Source organism: Bacteroides cutis (assembly GCF_900241005.1).
Classification (GTDB): Bacteria; Bacteroidota; Bacteroidia; order Bacteroidales; family Bacteroidaceae; genus Bacteroides; species Bacteroides cutis.
Genome location: NZ_OEST01000008.1, coordinates 70,109 through 93,291, shown reverse-complemented (window position 1 = coordinate 93,291; position 23,183 = coordinate 70,109). Strand labels below are relative to the sequence as shown.

Sequence of the window (23,183 nt, the reverse complement as noted above, 5' to 3'; positions counted from 1 at the left end):
ATGGCCATTTTTTTGTATATATGTGTCGATTAAAAAAAACAGGCGACTTTGCACAACTATATCCACTAATATGTTATTCAGCTAACCCAAAATGGGCCATCGGTGGAATTAGTATTGTGCAAGTCGCCGAAAAAAAGGAATTTACTATTTGATATTAGAAATTGATATTCACTCCGCCCATGAAAGTTGCTTTGGGCATGGGGAAACCATTGTTTATTTCGTATCGTTGCGCCAACAGGTTTTCTCCTTTCACAAAGATGTCGGCGTATCGGCATAGACGGTAATTGGCACGAAGATCCCAAAGGACAAAACTTTCTTGTTTTTCCTTACTTTTGACTACATTAGTATGCAGGTCCTTGATGTATTGCAAACCGGTTGATACTCCCCAGCGTCTTTGGGTGAAATCTACACCTGCGTAGAGTTTGTGCTCAGGAGCGGCAACTACTGGATTTTCCATGTGCAGCCAACTGTAATTCGCATTTATCCGCCAATGGATATCAATACGATAACCCACATTCGTTTCAATTCCCCAGTTTTCAATCTCACCGGTATTTACATTCAGTGGTTTACCATTTACGGGGAGACTTGTGATCATGTTGTCTCCGTTGATGTAGTAAAGATTAACTCCGTAGTACAAGTTCCCGTTCAATAATCGTTGTGAGAAGGATAATTCATAATTCATCAGACTTTCCGCTTTTAAATCCGGGTTTTGTGGCGGAAACATATACATCTCACGAATAGTAGGGTTGCGGAAACCTTTACTGACCATTGCCTTCACTTCGACTTGCTTAGGCAAGTGAAAAGAAAGACCACCTTGCGGTATCCATTCCGTACCTACATGAGAGTGATGATCTACACGAATACCGGCATCCAATGAAAGCCAACTACCGAGGTCTTGCCGGAAATCGATGTAACCGGCAAATTCGTCCATCTGCTTGTCAACACCCGGTACACGCTCACCGGTAACAATTTCTCTGTTCCAGGACTCGCCACCAAAATGCTGATAATCGAAACCGACGGTTATGCGGTTCCCGGAAAAGAATGTCGCGCTCTGATACCATGATACACCCAACATCCGGTCTTTGGAATTGAAAAGAAAGGTTTGTGGCGTCCCTCCGGGATGATAGCCGTCGTTTATTTTATGACGTCCCCAGTTATAGAAGAAACTGAGTGCTCCGGAAGTTTGCTCATAGTGGTTTTCAAGGGCGAAAGACGTCATACCACGTGTGATGCGCGAGTCGTTGTCAATGTACGGATTACTGATTTCTCCGGGGTTGGATGCTTTAAATTGAGTGATGTTCACATCTCCCCATACTTTCCAGAAATTGTTAAATTCATAACCCAATTTGGCGTAACCACTGTATTGCTCAAACTCCATATCATCCCTATGACCGTTCGTTCGGTTGTAAGAGCCGGTAACTATACTGCTGAAACGTCCTTTTTTCACCCGGTTTGAAATCTCGCTCTGTAGAGTGTTATAAGAACCATATGCTATCTGTGCACTTGTTTTTACGCCATCTTCCTGCATCCGGCGGGTAACAATATTGATAACGCCACCCATTGCATTGGAACCATACAATACGGAAGCCGGTCCGCGCAGCACTTCTACACGGTCGGTCATCATGGTTTGATAAGCATCTGCAATAGGATGTCCCATCAACCCCATATATTGGGGATGTCCGTCAATCAATACTAATAAGCCGGCAGTCGGACTACCACCTATGCCACGCAGACTCATACCTCCTGCAGCACCTGTCGATACACCATATCCCATCATTCCCCGGGATGTTGTGAAAAGTCCGGGTACTTGTTCCGTCAGGGTGGGGAGTAAAGAAGGTTGATAGCTTTGTTCCAACAGTTTGCGGTCGACTACTGAAATTGTCATTGGCAAATGCCGGATATCGGTTTCGTTCCTTGTTCCGGTCACCACCACTTCATCTATGGTCAGGCTTTTGGTTATTTGGATGCTATCTTTGGTGGTTTGTGCCAGTCCTGCCAGAGTCCAAAGGCTGGTTATGGCGAGGAGAAATACATATTTCTTCTTCATATCGGTTATTTTCTTATCTGTTTATTTCGTCAAAAATACGGTGTCTTTTTTTATTTTCTTTGTACTATAGTCTCTCTTGTTTGAGCTTTTCTACAAATTGGTCTATTTCCTGTAACTTCTTCGGGATATCGATACCTTGCGGACAATGAGGATTGCATTGGTTACACCCTGTACAATGGCTTGCTTGTCGAAGTTTGGGTACGCTACGGTCATAGCCGATGAGGAATGCGCGACGTGCCTTCCGGTAATTCTCATCCTGACTGCTTTTAGGTACATTTCCTTCATTTATACATCGGTTGTAGTGTAGTAAAATAGCGGGTATATCCAGTCCATAAGGGCATGGCATACAGTATTTGCAATCGTTACATGGTACGGTAGGGTAGGTCAGCATCATTTGTGCAGTATCTTCCAGTAGAGCTATTTCTTCTTCCGTACAGGGGATGAGAGGCGAAAATGTACGTAAATTATCCTGAAGATGTTCCATATAGGTCATGCCGCTTAATACGGTCAGTACATTGGAAAATGTACCTGCAAAACGGAAAGCCCAAGAGGCGACACTGTCTTGCGGACGGCGTTGCTTCAAACGTGCCATCAGGTGGTCGTTCAGTTTGGAAAGACGTCCACCCAGTAAAGGTTCCATGATGACGGCGGGGATGCCACGTTTTACGAGTTCACCATACAGATATTCGGCATCGGTGTTACGGGCATTCACTTCTTTGGCGTGTTTCCAGTCTACGTAGTTCAGCTGGATTTGTACGAAGTCCCATTTCAGTTCGTCATGTCGGGATAGGAGGTAGTCGAATACTTCGATGTCGCCATGATAGGAAAAGCCTAGATTGCGGATACGTCCTGCTTCCCGTTCTTTCAATAGGAAATCAAGCATACCGTTATCCAGATAGCGGCTATGCAAGGCTTCCATACCCCCCATGCCGATGCCGTGTAGTAGAAGGTAGTCGATGTAGTTCACTTGCAGTTCATTGAAAGAACGGTGATACATGGCAAGCGATTCTTCCCGGCTGTGGGTAGTGGGGCTGAAATTTGATAGTTTGGTGGCGAGGAAGAATTTGTCTCTCGGATGGCGTTTCAAGGCAATGCCTGTGGCACGTTCCGATAGGCCTTGCACATAAGCTGGGGATGTATCGAAATAGTTTACTCCATGGGCAATGGCATAATCTATCAGTTCATTGACAGCTTCCTGGTCTATTTCGTCTCCGCTTCCATCTGCTTTTTTACGAGTAGGCCAACGCATACAACCATAGCCTAATAAAGATATACGGTCACCTGTAGTGGGATTGGTGCGATACACCATTTTATCAGTAGGGATTTCGCCTAATGCAGCCGTTTCACTATCAGTATTTTCTTTCTTATGCGAACAGCCATACAATGCGGCGGCAGATGCCATTACCCCCGCTCCGGTAAGTTTGAAGAAATCACGACGGGTTATCTTACTTTTTTTGTTTTTCTCCATATATAATAATTATTTATACCATCCTATGTCTTCCATGTCCTTCCACATAAATAGCACTGAACGGGCGTGACGGACATAAGTTCTCACACGCTCCACAGCCTATGCATCGCTCGGTATTGATAACCGGTATTTTACGGGCTTCATCGTTTTTCGGATCAGAAGATACCATTTGTATGGCGCCGACAGGACAATGACGAGCACAGTTTCCACAATCTACATCATCGGTCATGCAAATACAGTTTTCTTTTATCCATACGGCATGACCTATCTGGATGGCCGATTTATCGGCTTGGGTAATCGGTAATATAGCCCCCGCCGGACATACTTCCGAACATTTGGTACATTCAGGACGGCAATATCCACGTTCGTATGATATTTCAGGCTGCATCAACTTCGTCAAATCGGAAGAAGGGCGTAATACCTGATTGGGACATATGGACACGCAAAGCTGGCAAGCGGTACAATGTGAAGTGAAGTTACGGGCACTCAATGATCCCGGAGGAGTGATGGCTACGGCACGTGCAGGTTTTTTCTTTTCTTCGATGACAGCCAGTCCGCCGTCCACTTTTTTCTCTTGTGCCTTCATTGCCGTAGCGGTGGCAAATATGGCTGTTGCAGATAAAAAAGCCCGGCGAGTTTCGTTGATAGATGTGGAGGAAACTTCTTCCTTCATTGACGTTTGGATAGAAACGTTTGTCTTTCTATGTGTATAGGTAATGGCACCTTGTCTGCATTTATTGATACAATCCATACAGGCCACACATCGACTATAGTCTATTTCATGGGTCTTGGCATTGATGCACGAAGCTTTACAGTTGCGGGCGCAAAGTCCGCAACCGTTGCACTTCGTGGTATCTATAACTGGTTTGAGAAGCGAATATTTAGATAGAAAACCGAGAACAGTACCTATAGGACAAACAGTGTTACAATAGGTGCGTCCTCCACGTGCAGCCAACAGGATAAGTACGATCAACGTTACAGCCGCAATGACAAGAGTAGGAAGACTTTTCATCCATACATCCGTTTCGTAGAAAGCGTAACTATCAGTGCGTTCGGCCAGGTATGCCAATCCATTGTTGATCCATTGGTATACTGGAGCGAACAGATTGGAAACGATACGTCCGTATGCACTGTAGGGTGCTAACAATACCACAAAAGAGTTGATACCTCCGATGATGGCCAGTATGAATATTACCAATATACTGTAGCGCAACCACGATAATGCCGATGAATAACGGAAACGGTTTTTCTTTCGTTTACTGGAAATCCAAGAGACTATATCCTGATACACACCGAGCGGGCAGATTACAGAGCAATAGATACGTCCACATACCAATGTCAGTGTAATGAGAAAAAGTATCACACCAATGTTCAACGCCAATGCGGCAGGTAAAAATTGTATTTTTGCCAGCCATCCGAACCACGTATGCAGAGTTCCTGTGAAGTCGAGGAACAACATCGTGATAAGAGCAAAAAGTACAGTGGCAATAATTATTCTGATAGTACGTAACATGAATTCTATGGATATTTACTTATACGTTCTTACCCATCACGAAAGCTTCTTTCATAGAAGGCTTGTCATTGATTTCACCTACGTGCCATGCACCTACACCGTAGATTACACCACATTCTTTCGGCTCTTCCAGACAGTCGAGAAAACCACGGAAACCATCAACGGTACGTTCCATCAGCGGTATGCTGTTTTCTGCTGCCGCTACGATGAAATAAAACTCTTTATCTTTTATTTCCAGATAACGGGCGCAGCAACGATCTATTAAAGTCTTCATCTGTGCACTCATGGTATAGAAATAAACAGGAGTTGCCATGACGATGACATCAGCGGCAATCATTTTCTCTACTATTTCGTTGGCATCATCCTTTTGCGGACATGGTTTGCCATACATACTGCAAACGCTACACCCTGTACAATAGTTGATGTTTTTGTCTTTCAGGAATATTTTCTCTACCTGGTTACCGGCTTCTTGAGCACCGCGCATAAATTCATCACACAAAGTGTCGGAGTTTCCACCACGGCGGGGACTTGAAGAGAGGATTAATACTTTCTTAGTCATAATTTTTGTTCTTTTAGTGCGTTATCAGATTTTACATTGCAAATGTACGCTGTTTGATTAAAAATCCCTGTATATACATTACAGATGTTTTTACCAATTTTACGGTTCTAATAAAATTTCCCTGTTTGTGCCGATTTCTTTTTGAAAATCCCGGTCATGAGAAATGATGAGTATCATGCCGGTACAGTTTCGTATCGTAACTGTGAGGATACACACAGTAATGGCTAAACATCGATATTTGGGGATTCCCGGCGTTCTATATGAAAAAGCATGTATAAATGATGTTTACCGAAATGTGCCGTCTTTACTTAGATATTCTCATCGATTTTTTTTAGTTAGCGGGCGCAAAGATTGAAATAATTTTTTATTCCATGGCAGAAGCATCAAATGAAAGTGGCAACAATGCTCCTACATTTTTCAGTTCATAGATACCCTTTTTACCAAAAAGTAATATACGCATGGGTTGCTTAAAGCGTTTTTCGGTTTCGAGCATTACTTGCCTACATGCACCACAGGGAGGAATGGGATTTTCCAGAAACTCTCCCCGTTCGTTACGTGCAGCTATGGCAAGTACCGTCACTGCCTGATCGGGATACTGCGAATTGGCATAAAATAGAGTAGTTCGTTCGGCACAAAGTCCGGAGGGGTATGCGGCATTTTCCTGATTGGTACCACTGACAATTATTCCATTTGACAAACGTGCCGCCGCACCTACCGAGAAATGGGAATAGGGAGCATAGCTTCGCTGAGTTGCTTCACAGGCAATATCTACCAGTTCGCGGTCGGAAGAACTTAATTCGTTCAACTCGTATATTTTTAGGTCAATGCGAATATTCAAGTCTTGCATGGCGTAGGAGATTATATTGTAATTAATGTTACAAAGATAGGAAAGAGATTGGATTTTTCAATTCTTTTGCGGACTTTTGTGCCGAACTCAATAATCGAAGCATGAAACATATTTTCAGACTGGCTGCTATTTTTGCACTTCTTTTTGTTTCTGTGGCTGCACAGGCACAACGCAGAAACGCACGTTACAATGAATACATCAAGATATACGCTCCTCTCGCTGTGGAACAGATGCAACAACATAAGATACCTGCTAGTATTACTTTGGCTCAAGGGTTACTGGAGAGTGGTGCCGGTTATAGTGAACTTGCCCGGAAGAGTAATAATCATTTTGGCATTAAGTGTGGCGGTAATTGGAAAGGTCGAACAGTACGCCATGATGATGACCGGCGTCAGGAATGTTTTCGTGCCTATCGTCATCCGAAGGAGTCATACGAAGATCATTCCATATTCCTGAAACGCGGTGCACGATATGCTTTTTTGTTTGATTTGAAGATTACAGACTATAAAGGTTGGGCACGCGGGTTGAAGAAGGCGGGATATGCTACAGATCCTTCGTATGCAAATCGTTTGATTACGATTATTGAAGATTATGAGTTATATAAATATGACAGTAAAGGTGGAAGTAAACGCGAGGCGCGTAATTGGGAAAAGGAACTGAAAAAGAAACCTTGGCTTGCTCATCCGCACCAGGTTTATATAGCCAACGATATAGCTTATATTGTTGCCCGCGATGGAGATACTTTTCAGCTTTTGGGTAAAGAATTTGATATTAGTTGGCGTAAGTTAGTGAAATATAATGATTTGCAAAAAGATTATACGTTAGAAGCGGGTGATGTCATTTATCTGAAAGGTAAACGTAAGAAAGCTGCCAAGCCATATACGGTTTACGTTGTAAAGGATGGCGACTCTATGCATACTATTTCACAGAAATACGGTATTCGTTTGAAAAATCTGTATAAGATGAATCGTAAGGATTCAGAATATGTACCTGAGGTGGGTGATAGGTTGAGGTTGCGATGAATGCCCATTTCTATAGGAAAATAATGTAATTATCAGAAAATATCCGAAAATGTACAGGGTGTCCGATATCGGACACCCTTCTTTTTGGCCTATTCTTTATTTTTCAGATACTTACACTTTTGGCACGGATTTAGTATTAATATAGAAGAAACTATTTTTTTGAAGACAAATAACTATAATCGTACATTGTATATAATTAAATTGTAAATAATCGTATGGATAGAGAAATTCCAAAAGAAGTGCGTAATAAAGAACGCAATAAGAAAATCATTCGTTATGGTGGTATGAGTATAGCTGGTGTAGTAGTGATCAGTGTGCTCATTTCATTGATGCGTACAGGAGTGAAAGAAAAAGATCTTGTTTTCTCAAAAGTAGATAAAGGTACGATTGAAGTCAGTGTCAGTGCTTCTGGGAAAGTGGTTCCTGCGTTCGAGGAAATTATGAACTCACCGATTAATACTCGTATTTTGGAGGTTTATAAGAAAGGTGGAGACAGTGTAGATATCGGAACTCCTATCTTGAAACTGGATTTGCAGAGTGCCGAAACCGATTATAAGAAAATGTTGGATGAAGAACAGATGCGTAGTTATAAATTGAAGCAGCTTAAGCTTGACAATATGACCAAACTGAATGACCTCCAAATGAAAATTAAAGTATCTGCCATGCAACTGAACAGGAAAAAGGTAGAGCTACGTAATGAACAATATTTGGATAGTCTCGGGTCCGGAACAACCGATAAGGTTCGCCAGGCAGAACTCAGTTATAATGTAGCTGAATTGGAGTACGAACAGTTGAAACAACAATATGCCAATGAGAAAGAAGTGTTGGAAGCGGAGTATCAGGTACAAGAGTTGGAATTCAGTATCTTTAGAAAAAGTTTGGCAGAAACAAAACGGACATTAGACGATGCGCAGGTTCGTTCTCCCCGGAAAGCTATCCTTACTTATATTAATAATCAAATCGGTGCACAAGTTCCCGAAGGTTCTCAGATTGCCGTTATCTCCGACCTGAGTCATTTCAAGGTAGAAGGCGAAATTGCCGATACTTACGGTGATCGCGTAGCTGCCGGTGGCAAGGCTATCGTGAAGATTGGTAGCGAGAAACTGGAAGGCTCGGTAAGCAGCGTGACACCGCTTTCCAAGAATGGTGTAATCTCTTTTACCGTACAACTGAATGAGGATAATAACCGCCGTCTCCGTTCTGGTTTGAAAACGGATGTGTATGTGATGAATGCCGTGAAAGAAGATGTAATGCGGATTACCAATGCTTCTTATTATGTGGGGCGTGGAGAGTATGAACTTTTTGTTCGTGACTCTGATAAAGAAATCGTGAAACGTAAAGTCCAGTTGGGTGACAGCAATTTTGAGTTTGTGGAAGTAATTAGCGGTTTACAACCTGGTGATGAAGTGGTAGTAAGTGATATGAGTAGTTATAAGAACAAGAATAAACTGAAGTTGAAATGATAAAAGTCTACTTGAAACAGGCTTGGATGCTGTTGAAGCAGAATAAACTTTTTAGTAGTCTCTACATTGCGGGTACGGGGCTTGCTATTGCCATGACTGTGATTATGGCGGTGGTATACTATGTCAAGATAGCCCCTGTCTATCCTGAGACGAACCGGATGAAGACACTTTATCTTACTACTGCCCGTTTTGAGAAGAATGTGGCAGGGAATAAAAATGTCGTTCAGTGGGCTGTGTCCTACAAAGCATTGCAAGACTGGTTTTATTCTCTTAAGAATGTCCTTTATGTATCTGCACAGTTACAATGTGATATGAGAAAAAATAGCTACATCCAGCCCGATGATCATAGTGGGGACTTTCAAGTAGATGTAAGATTGACTGATCCCGCTTTCTTTCATATCTATCAGTTTCATTTCCTTGAAGGAAAGCCTTTTACTGTAGCCGATCTGACAAGCGGGATACATACTGCTGTCATTACCGATGGACTCTCTCGTCGGATTTTTGGTACTGTGGAAGGAGTAGTGGGACGTAGGTTGAGTCTGAATTATGTGAACTATCGGGTTTGTGGTGTGGTGGAGGAGGCAAGTTATCTGACTTCTCAATCTTACTCACAATTGTATGTTCCTTACAGTGTATTTCCCGGCTATCGGGAACCCAAATACGATATGGATTATTTAGGAGCTTTCTCTGTCACTTTTATGGTGAAAGATGATGCGCAAGCCGATGATTTGAGAAAGGAAATAACCGAGATTGTCCGCAAAACGAATTTGATGTATAAAGATGAGTGGTCGGTAGAATTTTGGAACCAACCCACTTCGCATTTGGTCAGTGTTTTCCAGTCTTCTGCCGGTGAAGAGTTTGATGCAGGAGCCACCATACGTTATTTTTTGCTTGTCCTGTTGGTACTGTTGTTAGTGCCTGCACTGAACTTGAACGGCATGATTTCCAGTCGTATGGAAGGGCGACTGGCAGAAATGGGAGTTCGTAAATCCTTTGGAGCAGGACGTGGTTCATTGCTTTCGCAAGTGATGTGGGAAAATCTGTTATTGACGCTTTTGGGGGGAATATTGGGATTGTTGTTGGCTTGGTTATTGCTCTATATAGGACGTGATTGGGTATTCACAATGCTCGACAAGTGGCCCGATATGGTACCCGAAGGTATAAATGTACATGTATCCGGTGAGATGTTGTTTGCTCCACTGGTATTCGTGCTAACCTTGGTGCTGTGCATTTTGCTGAATATGTTGTCTGCATTAATACCTGCTTGGTATTCATTACGTAAACCGATTGTACATTCGTTGAGCGAAAAGCAATAATTTGTATTATGTTGAAACTGATATTGAAAAATCTTTGGGCGCGTCGTCGTCGTAATGGTTGGTTACTTGCCGAACTGATAATAGTGGGCGTTATTAGTTGGGTTATTTTGGATCCGGTGATTGTATTGACGCATGACCGTCATATTCCTATGGGATATGATGCCGATCGTCTCTGCCTTATTTCTTTGGGTGCTTTGCAACCGCAAGCACCTGGCTATGATGAACAGGTTCAGGATTCTGTTATGATGATGAACGGCTATTTGAATATGGTGCGGCGGGTGTGCGATTTTGAAGGTGTGGAACTTACCACTCCCGTATTAGGTTTCTGTTATCCTAATTCAGAGGGTAACGGTAATAACGAACTCATTGCCGAGGGGGATACCTTGAAACATCCTGTTATGTTTATGAATTTTCTGCCTCATACAAATTTTTTCGAGACTTATGGTTTCTGTCCCGGTAAGGGGAGGAGTCTTGAACAACTTTCCGATTATGATTATACACAGAATGACATTGTACTCAGTGAGAATACGGCACAAAATATTTTTGGTACAGTGAATGTAGAGGGTAAACGTTGTGTACGGTATCATAACCAAGATACTACTTATCTGCCTGTCATCGGTACTGTAGGAACTTTTAAAGCTTATAGTGACTGGCGACCGTCGCCAGTCTATTTTAGTCCATTACTTGTTGTGGATATAGAAGATATTCCCGAATATGCTCGTATTCTGGTGCGTTTGCGCGAAGGTGTCAGTATGGAACGCTTTCTTCACGATTTTCGTCCATGGATGGTGAAGGAACTGCGTGCGGGTAATCTTTTTGCCCGTAGTATACAATCATACGACGACATTATCAGGGAAACAGAGGCGGGATCTTCCACTCCCATTTATCGGCGTAACTTGGCGATGGCAATCTTTTTTCTTGTCAATCTTTGTCTTGGAGTTATCGGAACCTTTTGGTTACAGACGCGGACGCGGTGTGAAGAAGTGGGAGTGATGCTTTCTTTCGGTGCTACTCCCGGCTATGTGATGCGCTTATTGATGGGTGAGGGAGTGGTACTGACTGTATTCGCTTCATTTATCAGTTTTCTACTTTATCTGCAATATGCCATAAAAGAAGGATTGGATGAGGGGATGAATTGGATGAGAGAAGTGAAAACGTACTGGGTGTCTGATTTTGCGTCGCATTTCGTTATCGTGTCACTCATTATTCTGCTGATATTGCTTGTAGTAGTATTGATCGGTATCTATATTCCTGCACGTAGTATTAGTCGTATAACACCTACGGATGCACTGAGGGATGAATAATTGGAAATAGAATAATAATTAAATACTTACCATTATGATTAAGTTAACTGAAATCAACAAGATTTATCGTACTAATGAGATTGAGACTGTTGCATTGGAAAATGTGAACCTTGAAGTGAATAAGGGGGAATTCCTTAGTATTATGGGACCGTCAGGTTGCGGTAAATCAACCTTGTTGAATATTATGGGGTTGCTGGATGCACCCTCAAGTGGAACCATTGAGATTGCCGGCGTTAAAGTAGATGGAATGAAGGATAAAGAACTGGCTGCTTTCCGTAATCAGAAGTTAGGATTTGTGTTTCAGTCTTTCCATTTGATTAATTCGCTGAATGTGCTGGATAATGTAGAATTACCTTTATTATATAGAAAAGTATCTGCAAAAGAACGTCGCCATTTAGCAGAAGAGGTATTACAGAAAGTGGGTTTGAGCCACCGTATGCGCCACATGCCTACACAGCTTTCCGGTGGTCAGTGCCAGCGTGTTGCCATTGCCCGTGCCATTATCGGCAATCCCGAAATAATCCTTGCCGACGAACCCACCGGTAATTTGGATTCCAAGATGGGTGCTGAAGTAATGGAACTCTTGCATCAACTGAATAAGGAAGACGGACGTACTATTGTGATGGTAACTCATAATGAAGAACAAGCCAGACAAACCAGTCGCACTGTTCGTTTCTTTGACGGACGTCAAATAGAATAATTATCTTGTATTCAAACTAAAAAACAGATTAATATGAAGACTTTATTAATAACTTTGACTTTTTTATTTGCCGCTATTGCGAACACTGTTTATGCTGCCAATGACAAGAATTCTGAGGTGAGTGAGGTTCGTAAGGTAGAAGCGTTTTCATCTATCAATATGACTTCCGTGGCAACCGTACACTTTATACAGAGTGATACTTATTCTTTAAAAATAGAAGGTAAGGAAGAATATGTGAAAAACATTTCTTCTTCTGTAAACAATGGCTGTTTGGTCATTGGATTTAAAAATAAGAAGGAGAACCGTAGCAAGAAATACGGTGTGACTATTTATTTGTCTGCTCCCGATTTGAAAAAGGTGGAATTTACCGGTGTAGGTTCTTTTAATTGTAAAACTCCGTTGAAGTTGGAGGATGTGAAGTTTGCCATAGAAGGTGTAGGAAACCTTAATGTGAAAGATTTGACATGTAAGTCGCTTACCATCACTTTGGAAGGAGTTGGCGATGCGGATATACATGTGGATTGTGACCGTTTACGTGCCAGTGTGGAAGGTGTGGGCAGTGTAAAACTGAGCGGCACTGCCGGAATAACTGATATCTCGAAAAGTGGTATTGGTAGTGTAAATACCCGCAATTTAAAAGTCGGTCAGTGACTAAAAATGCCGTCATCTTGATTGTAAATAATAAACCGTAAACTGAAGAATGATTAAACAATACTTTACCCAGGCATGGGCACAGCTTCGTCAGCAACCGTTGATCAGTGTCGTCAGTATCGCAGGTACGGCACTTGCCATCTTCCTCATTATGCTGGTAGTAATGATACAGCAAGTGCAGGTAGTCCCGTTTGCTCCAGAGAGTAACCGTGATCGTTTTTTGCACGTTAAGTGGATGAGTATTTCTAATAAAGAATGGGGAGACGCTACGAGTAATGGTCCGATGAGTGTCCGCACAGCCCAAGAGTGTTTTCAGTCATTGAAAACTCCTGAAGCAATTTCTATTTATGCATGTCAGACAGAAACTACACCGGTCAGCTTGCCGGGACAACCGTCAACAGGAGTAGATATGTTGCAAACGGATGATATATTCTGGCGGATATTTGATTTCTCTTTTATAGAAGGTAAGCCGTATGACAAAGCAACATTTGATGCTGGCATACCAGTAGCTGTTATTACAGAGAGTGTATCGCGCCATCTTTTTGGAATTACGGAGTCTGTCGGTCGTGAATTCTTGTTGAATCATGCTCCCTATCGGGTATGTGGTGTAGTGAAGGACGTTTCCACCCTTGCTACTACAGCTTATGGACAGGTATGGATCCCTTTTACTTCTACCAATTTCAAGGATGATGTGTGGAGCGATCATATGGGAATGGCCAGTTGTATTATCCTGGCTCGAGACCGAAATGATTTTCCTGCTATCCGTGAAGAAGTTGAGCGTCGACAACAGGAATATAATACGCTTATCGGTGAGCAAGGTTATGAGCTGGTTTATCGTAACCGTCCTTATGATCAGGAAAAAAATGCACTTGTAATCGGTGCTAATGTAGAGCCGGATGTGCATGCGGCACGTTGCCAACGGCTTGTTATTTTCGTTATCTTGCTTATTGTTCCGGCTATAAATCTGAGTAGCATGACTCAGAGCCGCTTGCGGCAACGTGTCAGTGAAATAGGAATAAGAAGAGCTTTCGGTAGTACACGCAGAGAGATAATGGGACAGATTGTAGCCGAAAATATGGTAGTGACTTTTTTTGCCGGTGTATTGGGATTATTGTTGAGTGTGATATTTGCTTATCTGGGTGAGTCTGTACTTTTTGCCGAAGGATTTAGCAAGGCCGTGAATGTACCTCTTATCGATACATCCATTTTGTTGCATGTTTCTACTTTTGGATGGGCATTGCTTTTCTGTTTTATATTGAATTTATTGAGTAGTGGGATGCCTGCATGGAAAGCTTCAAGAGTGGGAATAGTAGATGCTTTGGGAGGAAAACTTCAAAAATAGAATGTTAATATGTTGAAATAAGTAAGATGACAAAGAAACTTTTTACACAGATAAAGAACGAGTGGCGTAGTAATACATGGCTGGCCTTAGAGTTATTGGTCGTTAGTGTGGTGATGTGGTATATTGTTGACTACATTTATACGCAGGCAGCCACCGCTATGGAGCCGAGAGGTTTCGACATTGAGCATTGTTACCTTATCAATATGGGACGGCTTACTGATAAAAGTCCTGACTATATACCCAACCAGTCTGTCGAAGAACAACAGGAGGATATACAGGAAATGCTAGATCGTTTGAAACACCGTCCGGACGTGGAGGCTGTGAGTCTTTCGCAGAATTCCTATCCTTACAATGGGAGTAATAGTACAGCAGAGGTACAATATGATACGTTACGGTCACCCAATTGGACTATTCGATCTCTTGTGACACCAGACTTCGTCCGGGTATTCCGTTATCGAGGTACGCGTGGTGAGACTCCCGAACAGTTAGCTGTCATGTTGGAAAAAGATGACCAGTTTCTTGCTTCGGATAATCTTTTCAGAAAGTATAATGTTCCGTTGACCTCATTGGTAGGAAAACGGTTTAACCTCTTTGGGGATACGACCAATACGGTGAAGTTGGCTGCTGCCATACAGAATGTACGCTATAGTGACTATCAGCAGGCTCGTTACTCATACCGTATGCTTTATAAAATGCCTTCTACATGGATGGATTATAGTAAGGAATGGTGTGTGCGTGTGCGTGCTGATCAGGATCATGACTTTATTGAACGTCTGAAGGCTGACAGTGAAAGACTATATCGTGTGGGTAACATATTCATAGCCGAGGTTCGTTCATTTACTGAGATCCGCGATGATTTTCAACGTAGCTGGAAGAATGGATTGCGTAACTATATGACGGGTATGGGATTTTTGTTACTGAATATTTTTCTCGGTTTGCTGGGGACGTTCTGGTTTCGCACACAGCAACGCCGGTCAGAGATAGCGCTCCATAAAGCCCATGGAGCTACGGATATCAGCATTTTCAAACGTCTTTTGTGCGAAGGGTGGCTTTTGTTGGTATTAGTTACTCCACTGGCTCTGGTTATTGATTATAATCTGGCAAGCTTGGAACTGAATTCCTGGCGCAATGGTACAACTTTAGAATGGGGACGTTTATTGCTGTGCGCAGTTATCACCTTTGTTCTTATTGCTCTGATGATTGCCATCGGTATTGGCATTCCTGCACGAAAAGCGATGAAGGTACAACCTGCCGAGGCTTTACATGACGAATAGACACTAATATTATTCTTATAATGATAAGACTTTACTTTCAACAAGCTTTTTACCATTTGCGTGAAAATCCGATTGTCACTTGGGTCTCCGTGATAGGTACAGCCCTTGCTATCTGCATGATTATGGTACTTGTCATCACTTTACAGGTACGTATGGTGGATTGTGAACCGGAAGTGAACCGATCGCGTTCGCTTTATGTCTCTACAATGGCAGTGAGACAGAAAGGAACTGACAGTGGGGCTTATGGTCATATGTCTGTACAGACGGGTAAGGGATGTTTCAAGCAACTTTCTACGGCAGAAGCTGTCACACTTATATCTTTACCGGAAAAAGTACGTGTGTCGTTGCCTGCCGGAGCGAAGTTTACGGCAGATATGGTACAGACGGATGAGCAGTTTTGGTATATTTTTCGTTTCCGTTTTTTGAGTGGAAAAGGTTTTAGCAAAGCAGACAGTGATGCCGGGATACCATGTGCCGTTATTTCGGCTGTTGTGGCACGTCAATTATTCGGTACTACGGAAGTAGCAGGGCAGATATTGCAATTAAATCATGTGGATTATAGGATTTCGGGGGTTGTGGCAGATGTCTCCATGCTTGCTACTTCAGCATATGGACAAGTGTGGGTACCTTATAATTCTACAGACGCTGCCGGCTTTGCCTGGTGGGAAAATACGATGGGACAGATGAAAACCGTTATTTTGGCACACTCATCTGCCGATTTTCCGGCTATTCGTGAAGAGGCGGAACGGTTACGTCTTGCCTATAATTCCGGTTTGTCTGATGCGGAAGTTTTTTATCGTGACCAGCCTGATGCGGTGTTTGCCAATCTATATCGCAAATGGGATCATTTACCGGATGTGAAAGGAACTGTCTTGCGTTATGTGCTTGTCATTACCATTTTGTTGCTGGTACCTGCCATCAATCTTTCTTCAATGACACTCTCGCGGATGCGAAAGCGTATGAGCGAAATCGGGGTACGTAAAGCGTTCGGCGCTACGGGTGGTGAATTGGTGAGACAGGTGTTTTTTGAAAATCTGTTGCTTTCGTTGTTGGCCGGGATACTTGGATTGGCTTTGAGTTATGGTGCCACTTTCTTACTGAACGGTTTTCTTTTTGGCAATAGTGCTAATGCTTATTTAAGTGGAGATACTTCATTGACACCCGGTATGTTGCTTTCGCCATGGGCCTTTCTGGCAGCTTTTGGCTTCTGTATGCTGATGAATTTACTTTCAGCCGGTATTCCGGCATGGAGAGCTTCCAGGATGAATATAGTGGATGCAATTAATCAGAAGGGAGAATAACGTATGAAAAATATGCTGATTCAAATCAAGAATGAATGGCGTTCCAGTCTGTTTCTTTTTACGGAATTGCTGTTGGTGTTTGTAGTGTTGTGGTACATTGTAGATTGGACTTTGGTTACTTTCCGTGTTTATAATGCCCCGATGGGTTTTGACACGGAACATTGTTATAATATTACAGTCAATAAACTTACTCCCAAGTCTGTTGCCTATAATCCGGATTTGACTACAGACGATGATATGCGACATCTTGTGGAACTTGCCGAACGGTTGAGACATCGTCCCGGTGTGGAAGCTGTGGCACTTTCACAAAATTGTTTTCCTTATAATGACGGCAGTAACGGTCTCAATCTGGGACTGGATACCCTATCGGTGAATGTCCATCTTCTTTGGGTAGAGCCCGATTTCTTCAGAGTGTTCCGTTATGGGAGTTCAGATGAGGAGATGCTTACTCGTATGGCTTCTACTATACGTGATAATCGTATGGTGGTTTCTTCCAATCTTTTTGCCGGTTATCCCCGATTGCACTTGGATGATGCGGCTTCGTTGCAAGACCGTGAGCTTATGTTACTGAATTTCGGTAGCGATGAACGATGCCGTGTGGGAGCAGTCGGTGCGCCTGTACGCTGGTCGCACTTCTATACTTCTTCGGAGTGGGGTGGCTCCTATGCGGCTTTGCACCTTAGTCTTGACAGACTGAAAGAGTATGGTAATCCACGGTACATCACGCTCAGTTTACGTGTACGACCTGATGACGATACCGATTTTATGGCGAAGTTGATGGATGACGCTGACCGGCTTTATCAGGTAGGAAATCTCTACCTGCTTGATGTAACCTCTTTCAAAGATTTGCGTGAGATTTGCGAACGTGAGGATATGAATGAAGCCAAGACCCAGCTTTGTGTACTTGGTTTCTTGTTGATGAATATTTTTCTTGGCGTTATTGGTACATTTTGGTTTCGTACGCAACAGCGGCGCAAAGAGGTGGCTCTGCGTATGGCATTGGGCAGTAGTCGTAGTGCAATTTTCTCTCGCTTGATGGGTGAAGGGGTAGTATTGCTTGCCCTTGCAACACTATTGGCAATAGGCATTACCTTTAATATCGGAATTGCTGAGTTGGTGAATATTGACAAGATGCCATTCACCGTCGGCCGTTTCTTACTTGCCCTTGCAGTCACTTGGTTACTAATGGCTTTGATGATTATAGCCGGAATTTGGTATCCTGCACGGATGGCGATGAAGGTTCAACCGGCTGAGGCTTTACATGATGACTAAGAATAAAGGACATGATTAGTAAATACAAAGAAGTAGATACCACTTATCCAATGAAAAGTGACAGCATATATAAATTCTTTCGCAGATATTTTAATATGACTGTCATGTGGTATTCTACTGTCTTTTCACTGATAGATAATTGCTCGGCGATCTGTTTATAAGTCAGATACTGTTGTCGGCTCATACGGAATATTTGCTGTTGTCGTTCCGTCAGTTGAGAGAGTAATAAAGAAAGGTGCTGTTTTAAATCGGACATTTCAAGTTTATCTTCCTCTTCGTACGACTTCTCTATAGATTGTAATACTGTTACTTTCAAAAAAGCATAATTCAATTGTTTGCGGGAATGATTGAAAACCTTATTACGGGTAATAATAAACAGAAACCCTTCGAAAGATTGTTCCTCATCTACTAAGTGTCTTGCCTCCCAGAGTTTAATGAAAACTTCCTGCACAACTTCTGCCACATCTTCAGGGGAAGTAATGTAGAGGCTGGAAAAATGATATACTTTTTCCCAGTATAGTTTATATATTACCGAGAAGGCTTCCTCATTACCTTCCTTGAATTTTCTTATTAATTCTTTGTGCGTCATTTTAACCTTTGATGTGCGAAGTTAGTTAATATTTTTATTATTGAAATAAAAAAAAGAAAAAGAATTTTAAGAAAAAAGTAATGGCTCTGTTTAGGGTGTGGACTTTGGGAAGTGTATTTATAGTATATAGGTAAAATATATCCAATGAAAGAAAGACAGAAAAATACCAAACTGATAAAAAGTTTATTTAAAAATGAGCTTAGGAGGGAAGACCTCGAACACTTGACCGAGATTGATATCGTAAAAGAGAGAATGAAAGAACAGTGGGAAGAAGGTACAGAAAACATAGATCCTAAAATAGGAGAACAAATATGGGCAAACATACTGAAGAGATATAAGATAGGAAGGCAAAGAAGGCTTATACTTCGGATGCGCCGACCGTTGATTGCTGCCTGTATCAGTTTGTTTTTGGTTATTAGTGGCTATTTTGTACTGAAAGGAACTCAGGCTTTAGAGAAAACGGAGTTTATGGAAGTAGTGGCAAAAAATAGTATGCTCTATATATTACCTGATAGCTCAAAAGTATGGATGCGTCCGCAGAGTTCCATTCGTTTTGCTAAAAATTTTGTGAAAGACAGAAATGTTTGGTTAAAGGGAAGTTCTTTGTTTGAAGTACGTAAGCGTTTGGGAAGTAAATTTCATGTATATATAGACAAAGCATTTATAGAGGTAAAAGGAACACGTTTTTTAGTTGAAAAACAAGAAAATGGAAAAAATGAAATAACCCTTTTCAATGGTAGTATAACCTTTAAGGTGGAACCCACAGGAAAACAGGTTGAAATGCAACCTTTACAGCAGGTGCTGTACAATTCACTGAATAGTGAAATACAAACCCGAAAGATAGAGAATATAGAATGGAAGGATGGAAAATTCAAGTTTAATGCCATGCCTTTAAATCAATTATTACATGTTATTGGCCAGATATACAATGTGCAGATTGTATTTGAGGGTAGAGATATAAATCCGTCATTTAGTGGTACAATTCGTCAGGATGAGTCATTGAGGAATGTGATTGATAAGATTTGTTTCATAATGAATCTCCATGAAACAAGGGATAATGACAAAATTATAATAAGCAACTAAAATAGTTTTAAAGTAAATCTTATGTCTAATATTAATTAAGTAAAACATGAAAAAAAGAGATTTTTTTTATTGGCGATATCTTAGGATTATCGCGGTGCTTTTGTTCTTATATCCGATTTCGGTTCTGGCTGCGCAGAGCAATATTTCGGTGAAAGGACAATATTCTTTAAAAGAAGCTATCCGGTTCATAGAGAAAAACAGTGAATATACTTTCTTTTATAAGGATAGTGATTTAAAAGATAATTCCAAAAGAAACATCAATTTCAGTGGTACGGTCGACAAATTATTGGAACAGTTGCTTGCAGGCACTGATGTTGATTATGTGATCAAAGATAAGGATGTTATTTTCAAAGTATCAAAATCTGAAAGTATTGAACAGCAGCCCAAGAAGCGTGTAATAACAGGTATCATTATGGATGGGGATTTGAAAGAGCCTATCATTGGTGCCAGTGTATGGTTAAAAAACAGTTCTTCCGGTGCTATTACTGATTTGAATGGAAGGTATACTCTTACTGTAGAAGGCATTGGTGGCGTCATTGAATTTTCATATATCGGTATGAAGAAACAGGAAGTGGCTATCGGCAATGATAATGTAATTAATGTTACCCTGTATTCGGATACAAAAGCATTGGAAGAAGTAGTTGTAGTAGGTTACGGACATCAGAAGAAAGAGAGTGTGGTAGGTGCTATCTCTTCAATGGATGTAAGCGGGCTGAATATTCCGGGGGCTAATATATCCAATGTGTTGGCTGGGCAATTGGCTGGTGTCGTTTCTATGCAGGCGTCCGGTGAACCGGGTAAGAATGGTGCTTCCGATTTCTACATTCGTGGTATTGCTTCTTTCAAAGGAAATTCTACTCCTTTGGTTTTGGTAGATGGTATCGAACGTGAACTGGATTTAGTTGACGTAGATGATATTGCTACTTTTTCTATTTTGAAAGATGCTTCTGCATCGGCTGTTTATGGTGTGCGCGGAGCCAATGGTGTTATCCTGATTACGACAAAGAAAGGTACCGAAGGCAAGCCGCGTATTAATGTACGTGCAGAGATGGGATTTAAAACTCCTACCCGTATGCCCGAAATGGTAAACTCAATGCAATGGGCCGAGATGTATAATGAAGCCAAAGGGTTGACCGGTAATGGTGACGGAGGATACTCCCAAGAAGATATTCAGAAATATAGAGATGGTTCCGATTCGGATCTTTATCCGAATGTGAATTGGTTGGATCAAATGTATAAAAATTTGGCTTCAAGCGAACGTGTCACCTTGAACCTTTCTGGTGGTGGCGATATTTGTAAATACTATATATCAGGTGGTTTCTATAATGAAGGTTCTATTTTTAGAAATGCCGGTAATGTTTACGATTACAATTCTTCCATCCATTATACGAAATTTAATTTCCGTGCCAATATGGATTTTGCGGTAACCCCGACTACCACATTTAACGTGAACTTGGCTAATATTTATGAAAGTTCATGGGGACCAGGAGCAAAAGTAGACGATATATGGACAACAGCATTCAATGCGTCTCCGAATGCCTATCCTGCACAATATTCTGACGGTACTCTTTCTGCACCAAGTGCTGCAAGTGGAGATAATCCGTGGAATTCGCTTGTACACTCCGGTTATCGTGAGCAAAATTGGAACTCTGCACAATCATTGGTTGGAATTACTCAAAAATTAGATATGATTACTCCGGGATTGACAGCCAATATCAAGTTCTCATGGGATGCCTCCAATAATACATTACAGGTACGTTCAAAGACTGCTCCACAGTATCATGCGACAGGGCGGGATGAAAATGGTAATTTACTTTATAAAACTATTTATGAAGGTTCCAATAACTTGTCATATGAAAAACCGGTAACTGTTTCCAAAATGACCACATATATGGAAGGTTCTCTTAACTATACTCGTTTGTTTGCAGAAAAGCATCGTATTGGTGCATTGTTCTTGTACAACCATAAAATATATAAACTGTTGACTGCGGAAAATCAAAAAAAGTCCTTGCCATACAAAAGCCAGGGAATTGCAGGACGTTTGACCTATGCCTATAAGGATACATATTTTGCAGAATTCAATATGGGATATACCGGTTCAGAGAATTTCGCCCGTGGGCATCGTTTCGGTTTCTTCCCGGCTTATGCATTAGGCTGGATGATCTCTAATGAGAAATGGTTTGAGCCGTTGACTAAAGTGGTAAATGACTTGAAAGTAAAAGCATCTTATGGTAAAGTGGGTAATGACGATATCGGAACATCAAGAAGATGGGCGTATGAGTCGACAATTAATACATTGGCGGCTGCCAATGTATGGGCTTATGGAGAGACTGGCAATCAGAAACCTACAGCCTATCGGGTAGGTGAAATTGAAAACACAAATGTATCTTGGGAAGAAGCTACGAAAGTAAATATAGGAGTTGAGGCTCGTTTGTTTGATAAATTGAGACTTCAGGTAGACTATTTCTATGAACAACGTGATGGTATTTTCCTTCAACGTGCAGGATTGCCTGCGCTTGTAGGTCTTTCTACTCTTCCGTATGTAAATGTCGGTAAGGCCAAAGTATCCGGCATTGACGGCACCCTTGAATATCAACAACAAGTGGGTAAAGTCTTGTTGACAGGTCGTGGAAACTTTACTTTTTCACGCAATCAGATGTTGAACAATGATGAACCGGATTGGGAATATAAATATCAAAATTCTATTGGTAAACCGTTTGGACGTAATGGTGCCGTACAGCGTAAAGGGTATATCGCTTTAGGTTATTTCGAGAGCCAGGCAGAAATAGACAACAGCCCGAAACAATCATTTGGAGAATATAGAGTAGGTGATATTAAATATCAGGATATAAATGGAGATGGCGTCATTAATTCTTATGACCAGATTGCCATCGGTTATACCGATCTGCCTGAAATTACTTATGGATTTGGTTTGACCGCTAAGTGGAAAGATTTTGATGCAAGCGTATTTTTCCAGGGCGTAGCACATTCTTCCATCTATTTAAATGGTAATCCTTTGCATCCTTTCGCTAGTGATAATATGGATCGTTCCGCTTTTTATGAGGATATTTATAAATACTCATGGAAAACAACCAATACAGCCGAGCAAAATGCCTTGGCAAAATATCCCCGAGTAGCTTATGGTTCAGAAGCCGGTAGCTCTAATAATAACCAGTCATCTACATTGTGGTTACGCGATCGTGATTTTCTTCGTCTGAAAAATGCGGAAATCGGCTATACATTACCGAAAACATTGTTGAATAAAACTTTTATCAAGTCTTTCAGACTTTATGTTGCCGGTACAAACTTACTTACGTTCAGTAAGTTTAAACTATGGGATCCTGAATTGTTGGATACTACAAACGGAGCAAAGTATCCTAATAATATGACTGTGACTATCGGTATAAATGCTAATTTCTAATTAATAATACG

18 protein-coding genes are annotated in these 23,183 nt (G+C 41.6%); 12 read left to right on the top strand and 6 right to left on the bottom strand.

Going from position 1 to position 23,183, the window contains the following annotated elements; all coding sequences use genetic code 11:
- Window positions 1-154: 154 nt before the first annotated feature.
- The 5 genes from C1A09_RS14895 to C1A09_RS14875 form a co-directional block, all read right to left on the bottom strand.
- Window positions 155-2,047 carry a TonB-dependent receptor gene (locus C1A09_RS14895; protein WP_101545793.1) on the bottom strand — a complete coding sequence of 631 codons (1,893 nt, stop codon included), beginning with the start codon at window positions 2,045-2,047 and terminating at the stop codon, window positions 155-157.
- A gap of 64 nt (window positions 2,048-2,111) precedes the next feature.
- Window positions 2,112-3,515, bottom strand: a complete 1,404-nt coding sequence (locus C1A09_RS14890; RefSeq protein WP_101545778.1) for an aldo/keto reductase — start codon at window positions 3,513-3,515, stop codon at window positions 2,112-2,114.
- Between the two features lie 13 nt (window positions 3,516-3,528).
- The gene (locus tag C1A09_RS14885) at window positions 3,529-5,028 is read right to left on the bottom strand and encodes a 4Fe-4S binding protein (RefSeq protein ID WP_101545774.1); all 1,500 of its coding nucleotides are present in this window, start codon (window positions 5,026-5,028) and stop codon (window positions 3,529-3,531) included.
- Window positions 5,029-5,047: 19 nt separating this feature from the next.
- Window positions 5,048-5,587, bottom strand: a complete 540-nt coding sequence (locus tag C1A09_RS14880; protein WP_101545771.1) for a flavodoxin family protein — start codon at window positions 5,585-5,587, stop codon at window positions 5,048-5,050.
- Between the two features lie 364 nt (window positions 5,588-5,951).
- Window positions 5,952-6,434 carry a cytidine deaminase gene (locus C1A09_RS14875; protein ID WP_101545767.1) on the bottom strand — a complete coding sequence of 161 codons (483 nt, stop codon included), beginning with the start codon at window positions 6,432-6,434 and terminating at the stop codon, window positions 5,952-5,954.
- Window positions 6,435-6,535: 101 nt separating this feature from the next.
- Between C1A09_RS14875 and C1A09_RS14870 the strand changes: the two genes are divergently transcribed.
- The 10 genes from C1A09_RS14870 to C1A09_RS14825 all read left to right on the top strand — a co-directional run bounded on the left by C1A09_RS14870 (window position 6,536) and on the right by C1A09_RS14825 (window position 18,079).
- Entirely contained in the window at window positions 6,536-7,456 is a 921-nt protein-coding gene (locus C1A09_RS14870) for a glucosaminidase domain-containing protein (RefSeq protein ID WP_101545764.1), read from the top strand.
- 215 nt (window positions 7,457-7,671) lie between these two features.
- Entirely contained in the window at window positions 7,672-8,919 is a 1,248-nt protein-coding gene (locus C1A09_RS14865; protein WP_101545762.1) for an efflux RND transporter periplasmic adaptor subunit, read from the top strand.
- Window positions 8,916-10,235, top strand: a complete 1,320-nt coding sequence (locus tag C1A09_RS14860; protein WP_101545759.1) for an ABC transporter permease — start codon at window positions 8,916-8,918, stop codon at window positions 10,233-10,235. The genes C1A09_RS14865 and C1A09_RS14860 overlap by 4 nt, the downstream gene beginning before the upstream one ends.
- A gap of 8 nt (window positions 10,236-10,243) precedes the next feature.
- Window positions 10,244-11,539: an ABC transporter permease gene (locus C1A09_RS14855; RefSeq protein ID WP_101545756.1), complete on the top strand. Its 1,296-nt coding sequence runs from the start codon at window positions 10,244-10,246 to the stop codon at window positions 11,537-11,539.
- A gap of 34 nt (window positions 11,540-11,573) precedes the next feature.
- Window positions 11,574-12,239, top strand: coding sequence for an ABC transporter ATP-binding protein (locus C1A09_RS14850; protein WP_101545753.1), 666 nt, complete (start codon window positions 11,574-11,576; stop codon window positions 12,237-12,239).
- A 33-nt stretch (window positions 12,240-12,272) separates the two neighbouring features.
- The gene (locus tag C1A09_RS14845; RefSeq protein ID WP_101545750.1) at window positions 12,273-12,890 is read left to right on the top strand and encodes a GIN domain-containing protein; all 618 of its coding nucleotides are present in this window, start codon (window positions 12,273-12,275) and stop codon (window positions 12,888-12,890) included.
- Between the two features lie 49 nt (window positions 12,891-12,939).
- Window positions 12,940-14,232, top strand: coding sequence for an ABC transporter permease (locus C1A09_RS14840; RefSeq protein ID WP_101545746.1), 1,293 nt, complete (start codon window positions 12,940-12,942; stop codon window positions 14,230-14,232).
- Window positions 14,233-14,258: 26 nt separating this feature from the next.
- Window positions 14,259-15,506, top strand: coding sequence for an ABC transporter permease (locus C1A09_RS14835; protein ID WP_101545743.1), 1,248 nt, complete (start codon window positions 14,259-14,261; stop codon window positions 15,504-15,506).
- Between the two features lie 20 nt (window positions 15,507-15,526).
- A complete protein-coding gene (locus tag C1A09_RS14830) occupies window positions 15,527-16,807 on the top strand; it encodes an ABC transporter permease (RefSeq protein ID WP_101545741.1) in 1,281 nt (426 codons plus the stop codon).
- A gap of 3 nt (window positions 16,808-16,810) precedes the next feature.
- Complete coding sequence (locus C1A09_RS14825) at window positions 16,811-18,079, top strand: ABC transporter permease (protein ID WP_101545738.1); 1,269 nt, start codon at window positions 16,811-16,813, stop codon at window positions 18,077-18,079.
- A 43-nt stretch (window positions 18,080-18,122) separates the two neighbouring features.
- Here the strand turns inward: C1A09_RS14825 and C1A09_RS14820 are convergent, their stop codons facing one another.
- Window positions 18,123-18,668 (bottom strand): RNA polymerase sigma-70 factor, encoded by a 546-nt coding sequence (locus C1A09_RS14820; protein ID WP_101545734.1) that lies wholly within the window; start codon window positions 18,666-18,668, stop codon window positions 18,123-18,125.
- 144 nt (window positions 18,669-18,812) lie between these two features.
- Between C1A09_RS14820 and C1A09_RS14815 the strand changes: the two genes are divergently transcribed.
- Together C1A09_RS14815 and C1A09_RS14810 are read left to right on the top strand one after the other, a co-directional pair.
- Window positions 18,813-19,751: a FecR family protein gene (locus C1A09_RS14815; RefSeq protein WP_101545732.1), complete on the top strand. Its 939-nt coding sequence runs from the start codon at window positions 18,813-18,815 to the stop codon at window positions 19,749-19,751.
- Window positions 19,752-19,797: 46 nt separating this feature from the next.
- Window positions 19,798-23,172, top strand: a complete 3,375-nt coding sequence (locus C1A09_RS14810) for a TonB-dependent receptor (RefSeq protein WP_101545728.1) — start codon at window positions 19,798-19,800, stop codon at window positions 23,170-23,172.
- Window positions 23,173-23,183 lie beyond the last annotated feature (11 nt).

Bases quoted from the DNA above. Each gene is read 5' to 3' on its own strand.
- C1A09_RS14885 (WP_101545774.1), bottom strand. From the start codon at position 5,028: ATGTTACGTACTATCAGAATAATTATTGCCACTGTACTTTTTGCTCTT.
- C1A09_RS14895 (WP_101545793.1), bottom strand. From the start codon at position 2,047: ATGAAGAAGAAATATGTATTTCTCCTCGCCATAACCAGCCTTTGGACT.
- C1A09_RS14820 (WP_101545734.1), bottom strand. From the start codon at position 18,668: ATGACGCACAAAGAATTAATAAGAAAATTCAAGGAAGGTAATGAGGAA.
- C1A09_RS14845 (WP_101545750.1), top strand. From the start codon at position 12,273: ATGAAGACTTTATTAATAACTTTGACTTTTTTATTTGCCGCTATTGCG.
- C1A09_RS14875 (WP_101545767.1), bottom strand. From the start codon at position 6,434: ATGCAAGACTTGAATATTCGCATTGACCTAAAAATATACGAGTTGAAC.
- C1A09_RS14815 (WP_101545732.1), top strand. From the start codon at position 18,813: ATGAAAGAAAGACAGAAAAATACCAAACTGATAAAAAGTTTATTTAAA.
- C1A09_RS14850 (WP_101545753.1), top strand. From the start codon at position 11,574: ATGATTAAGTTAACTGAAATCAACAAGATTTATCGTACTAATGAGATT.
- C1A09_RS14870 (WP_101545764.1), top strand. From the start codon at position 6,536: ATGAAACATATTTTCAGACTGGCTGCTATTTTTGCACTTCTTTTTGTT.
- C1A09_RS14865 (WP_101545762.1), top strand. From the start codon at position 7,672: ATGGATAGAGAAATTCCAAAAGAAGTGCGTAATAAAGAACGCAATAAG.
- C1A09_RS14825 (WP_101545738.1), top strand. From the start codon at position 16,811: ATGAAAAATATGCTGATTCAAATCAAGAATGAATGGCGTTCCAGTCTG.
- C1A09_RS14830 (WP_101545741.1), top strand. From the start codon at position 15,527: ATGATAAGACTTTACTTTCAACAAGCTTTTTACCATTTGCGTGAAAAT.
- C1A09_RS14880 (WP_101545771.1), bottom strand. From the start codon at position 5,587: ATGACTAAGAAAGTATTAATCCTCTCTTCAAGTCCCCGCCGTGGTGGA.
- C1A09_RS14835 (WP_101545743.1), top strand. From the start codon at position 14,259: ATGACAAAGAAACTTTTTACACAGATAAAGAACGAGTGGCGTAGTAAT.
- C1A09_RS14860 (WP_101545759.1), top strand. From the start codon at position 8,916: ATGATAAAAGTCTACTTGAAACAGGCTTGGATGCTGTTGAAGCAGAAT.
- C1A09_RS14890 (WP_101545778.1), bottom strand. From the start codon at position 3,515: ATGGAGAAAAACAAAAAAAGTAAGATAACCCGTCGTGATTTCTTCAAA.
- C1A09_RS14810 (WP_101545728.1), top strand. From the start codon at position 19,798: ATGAAAAAAAGAGATTTTTTTTATTGGCGATATCTTAGGATTATCGCG.
- C1A09_RS14840 (WP_101545746.1), top strand. From the start codon at position 12,940: ATGATTAAACAATACTTTACCCAGGCATGGGCACAGCTTCGTCAGCAA.
- C1A09_RS14855 (WP_101545756.1), top strand. From the start codon at position 10,244: ATGTTGAAACTGATATTGAAAAATCTTTGGGCGCGTCGTCGTCGTAAT.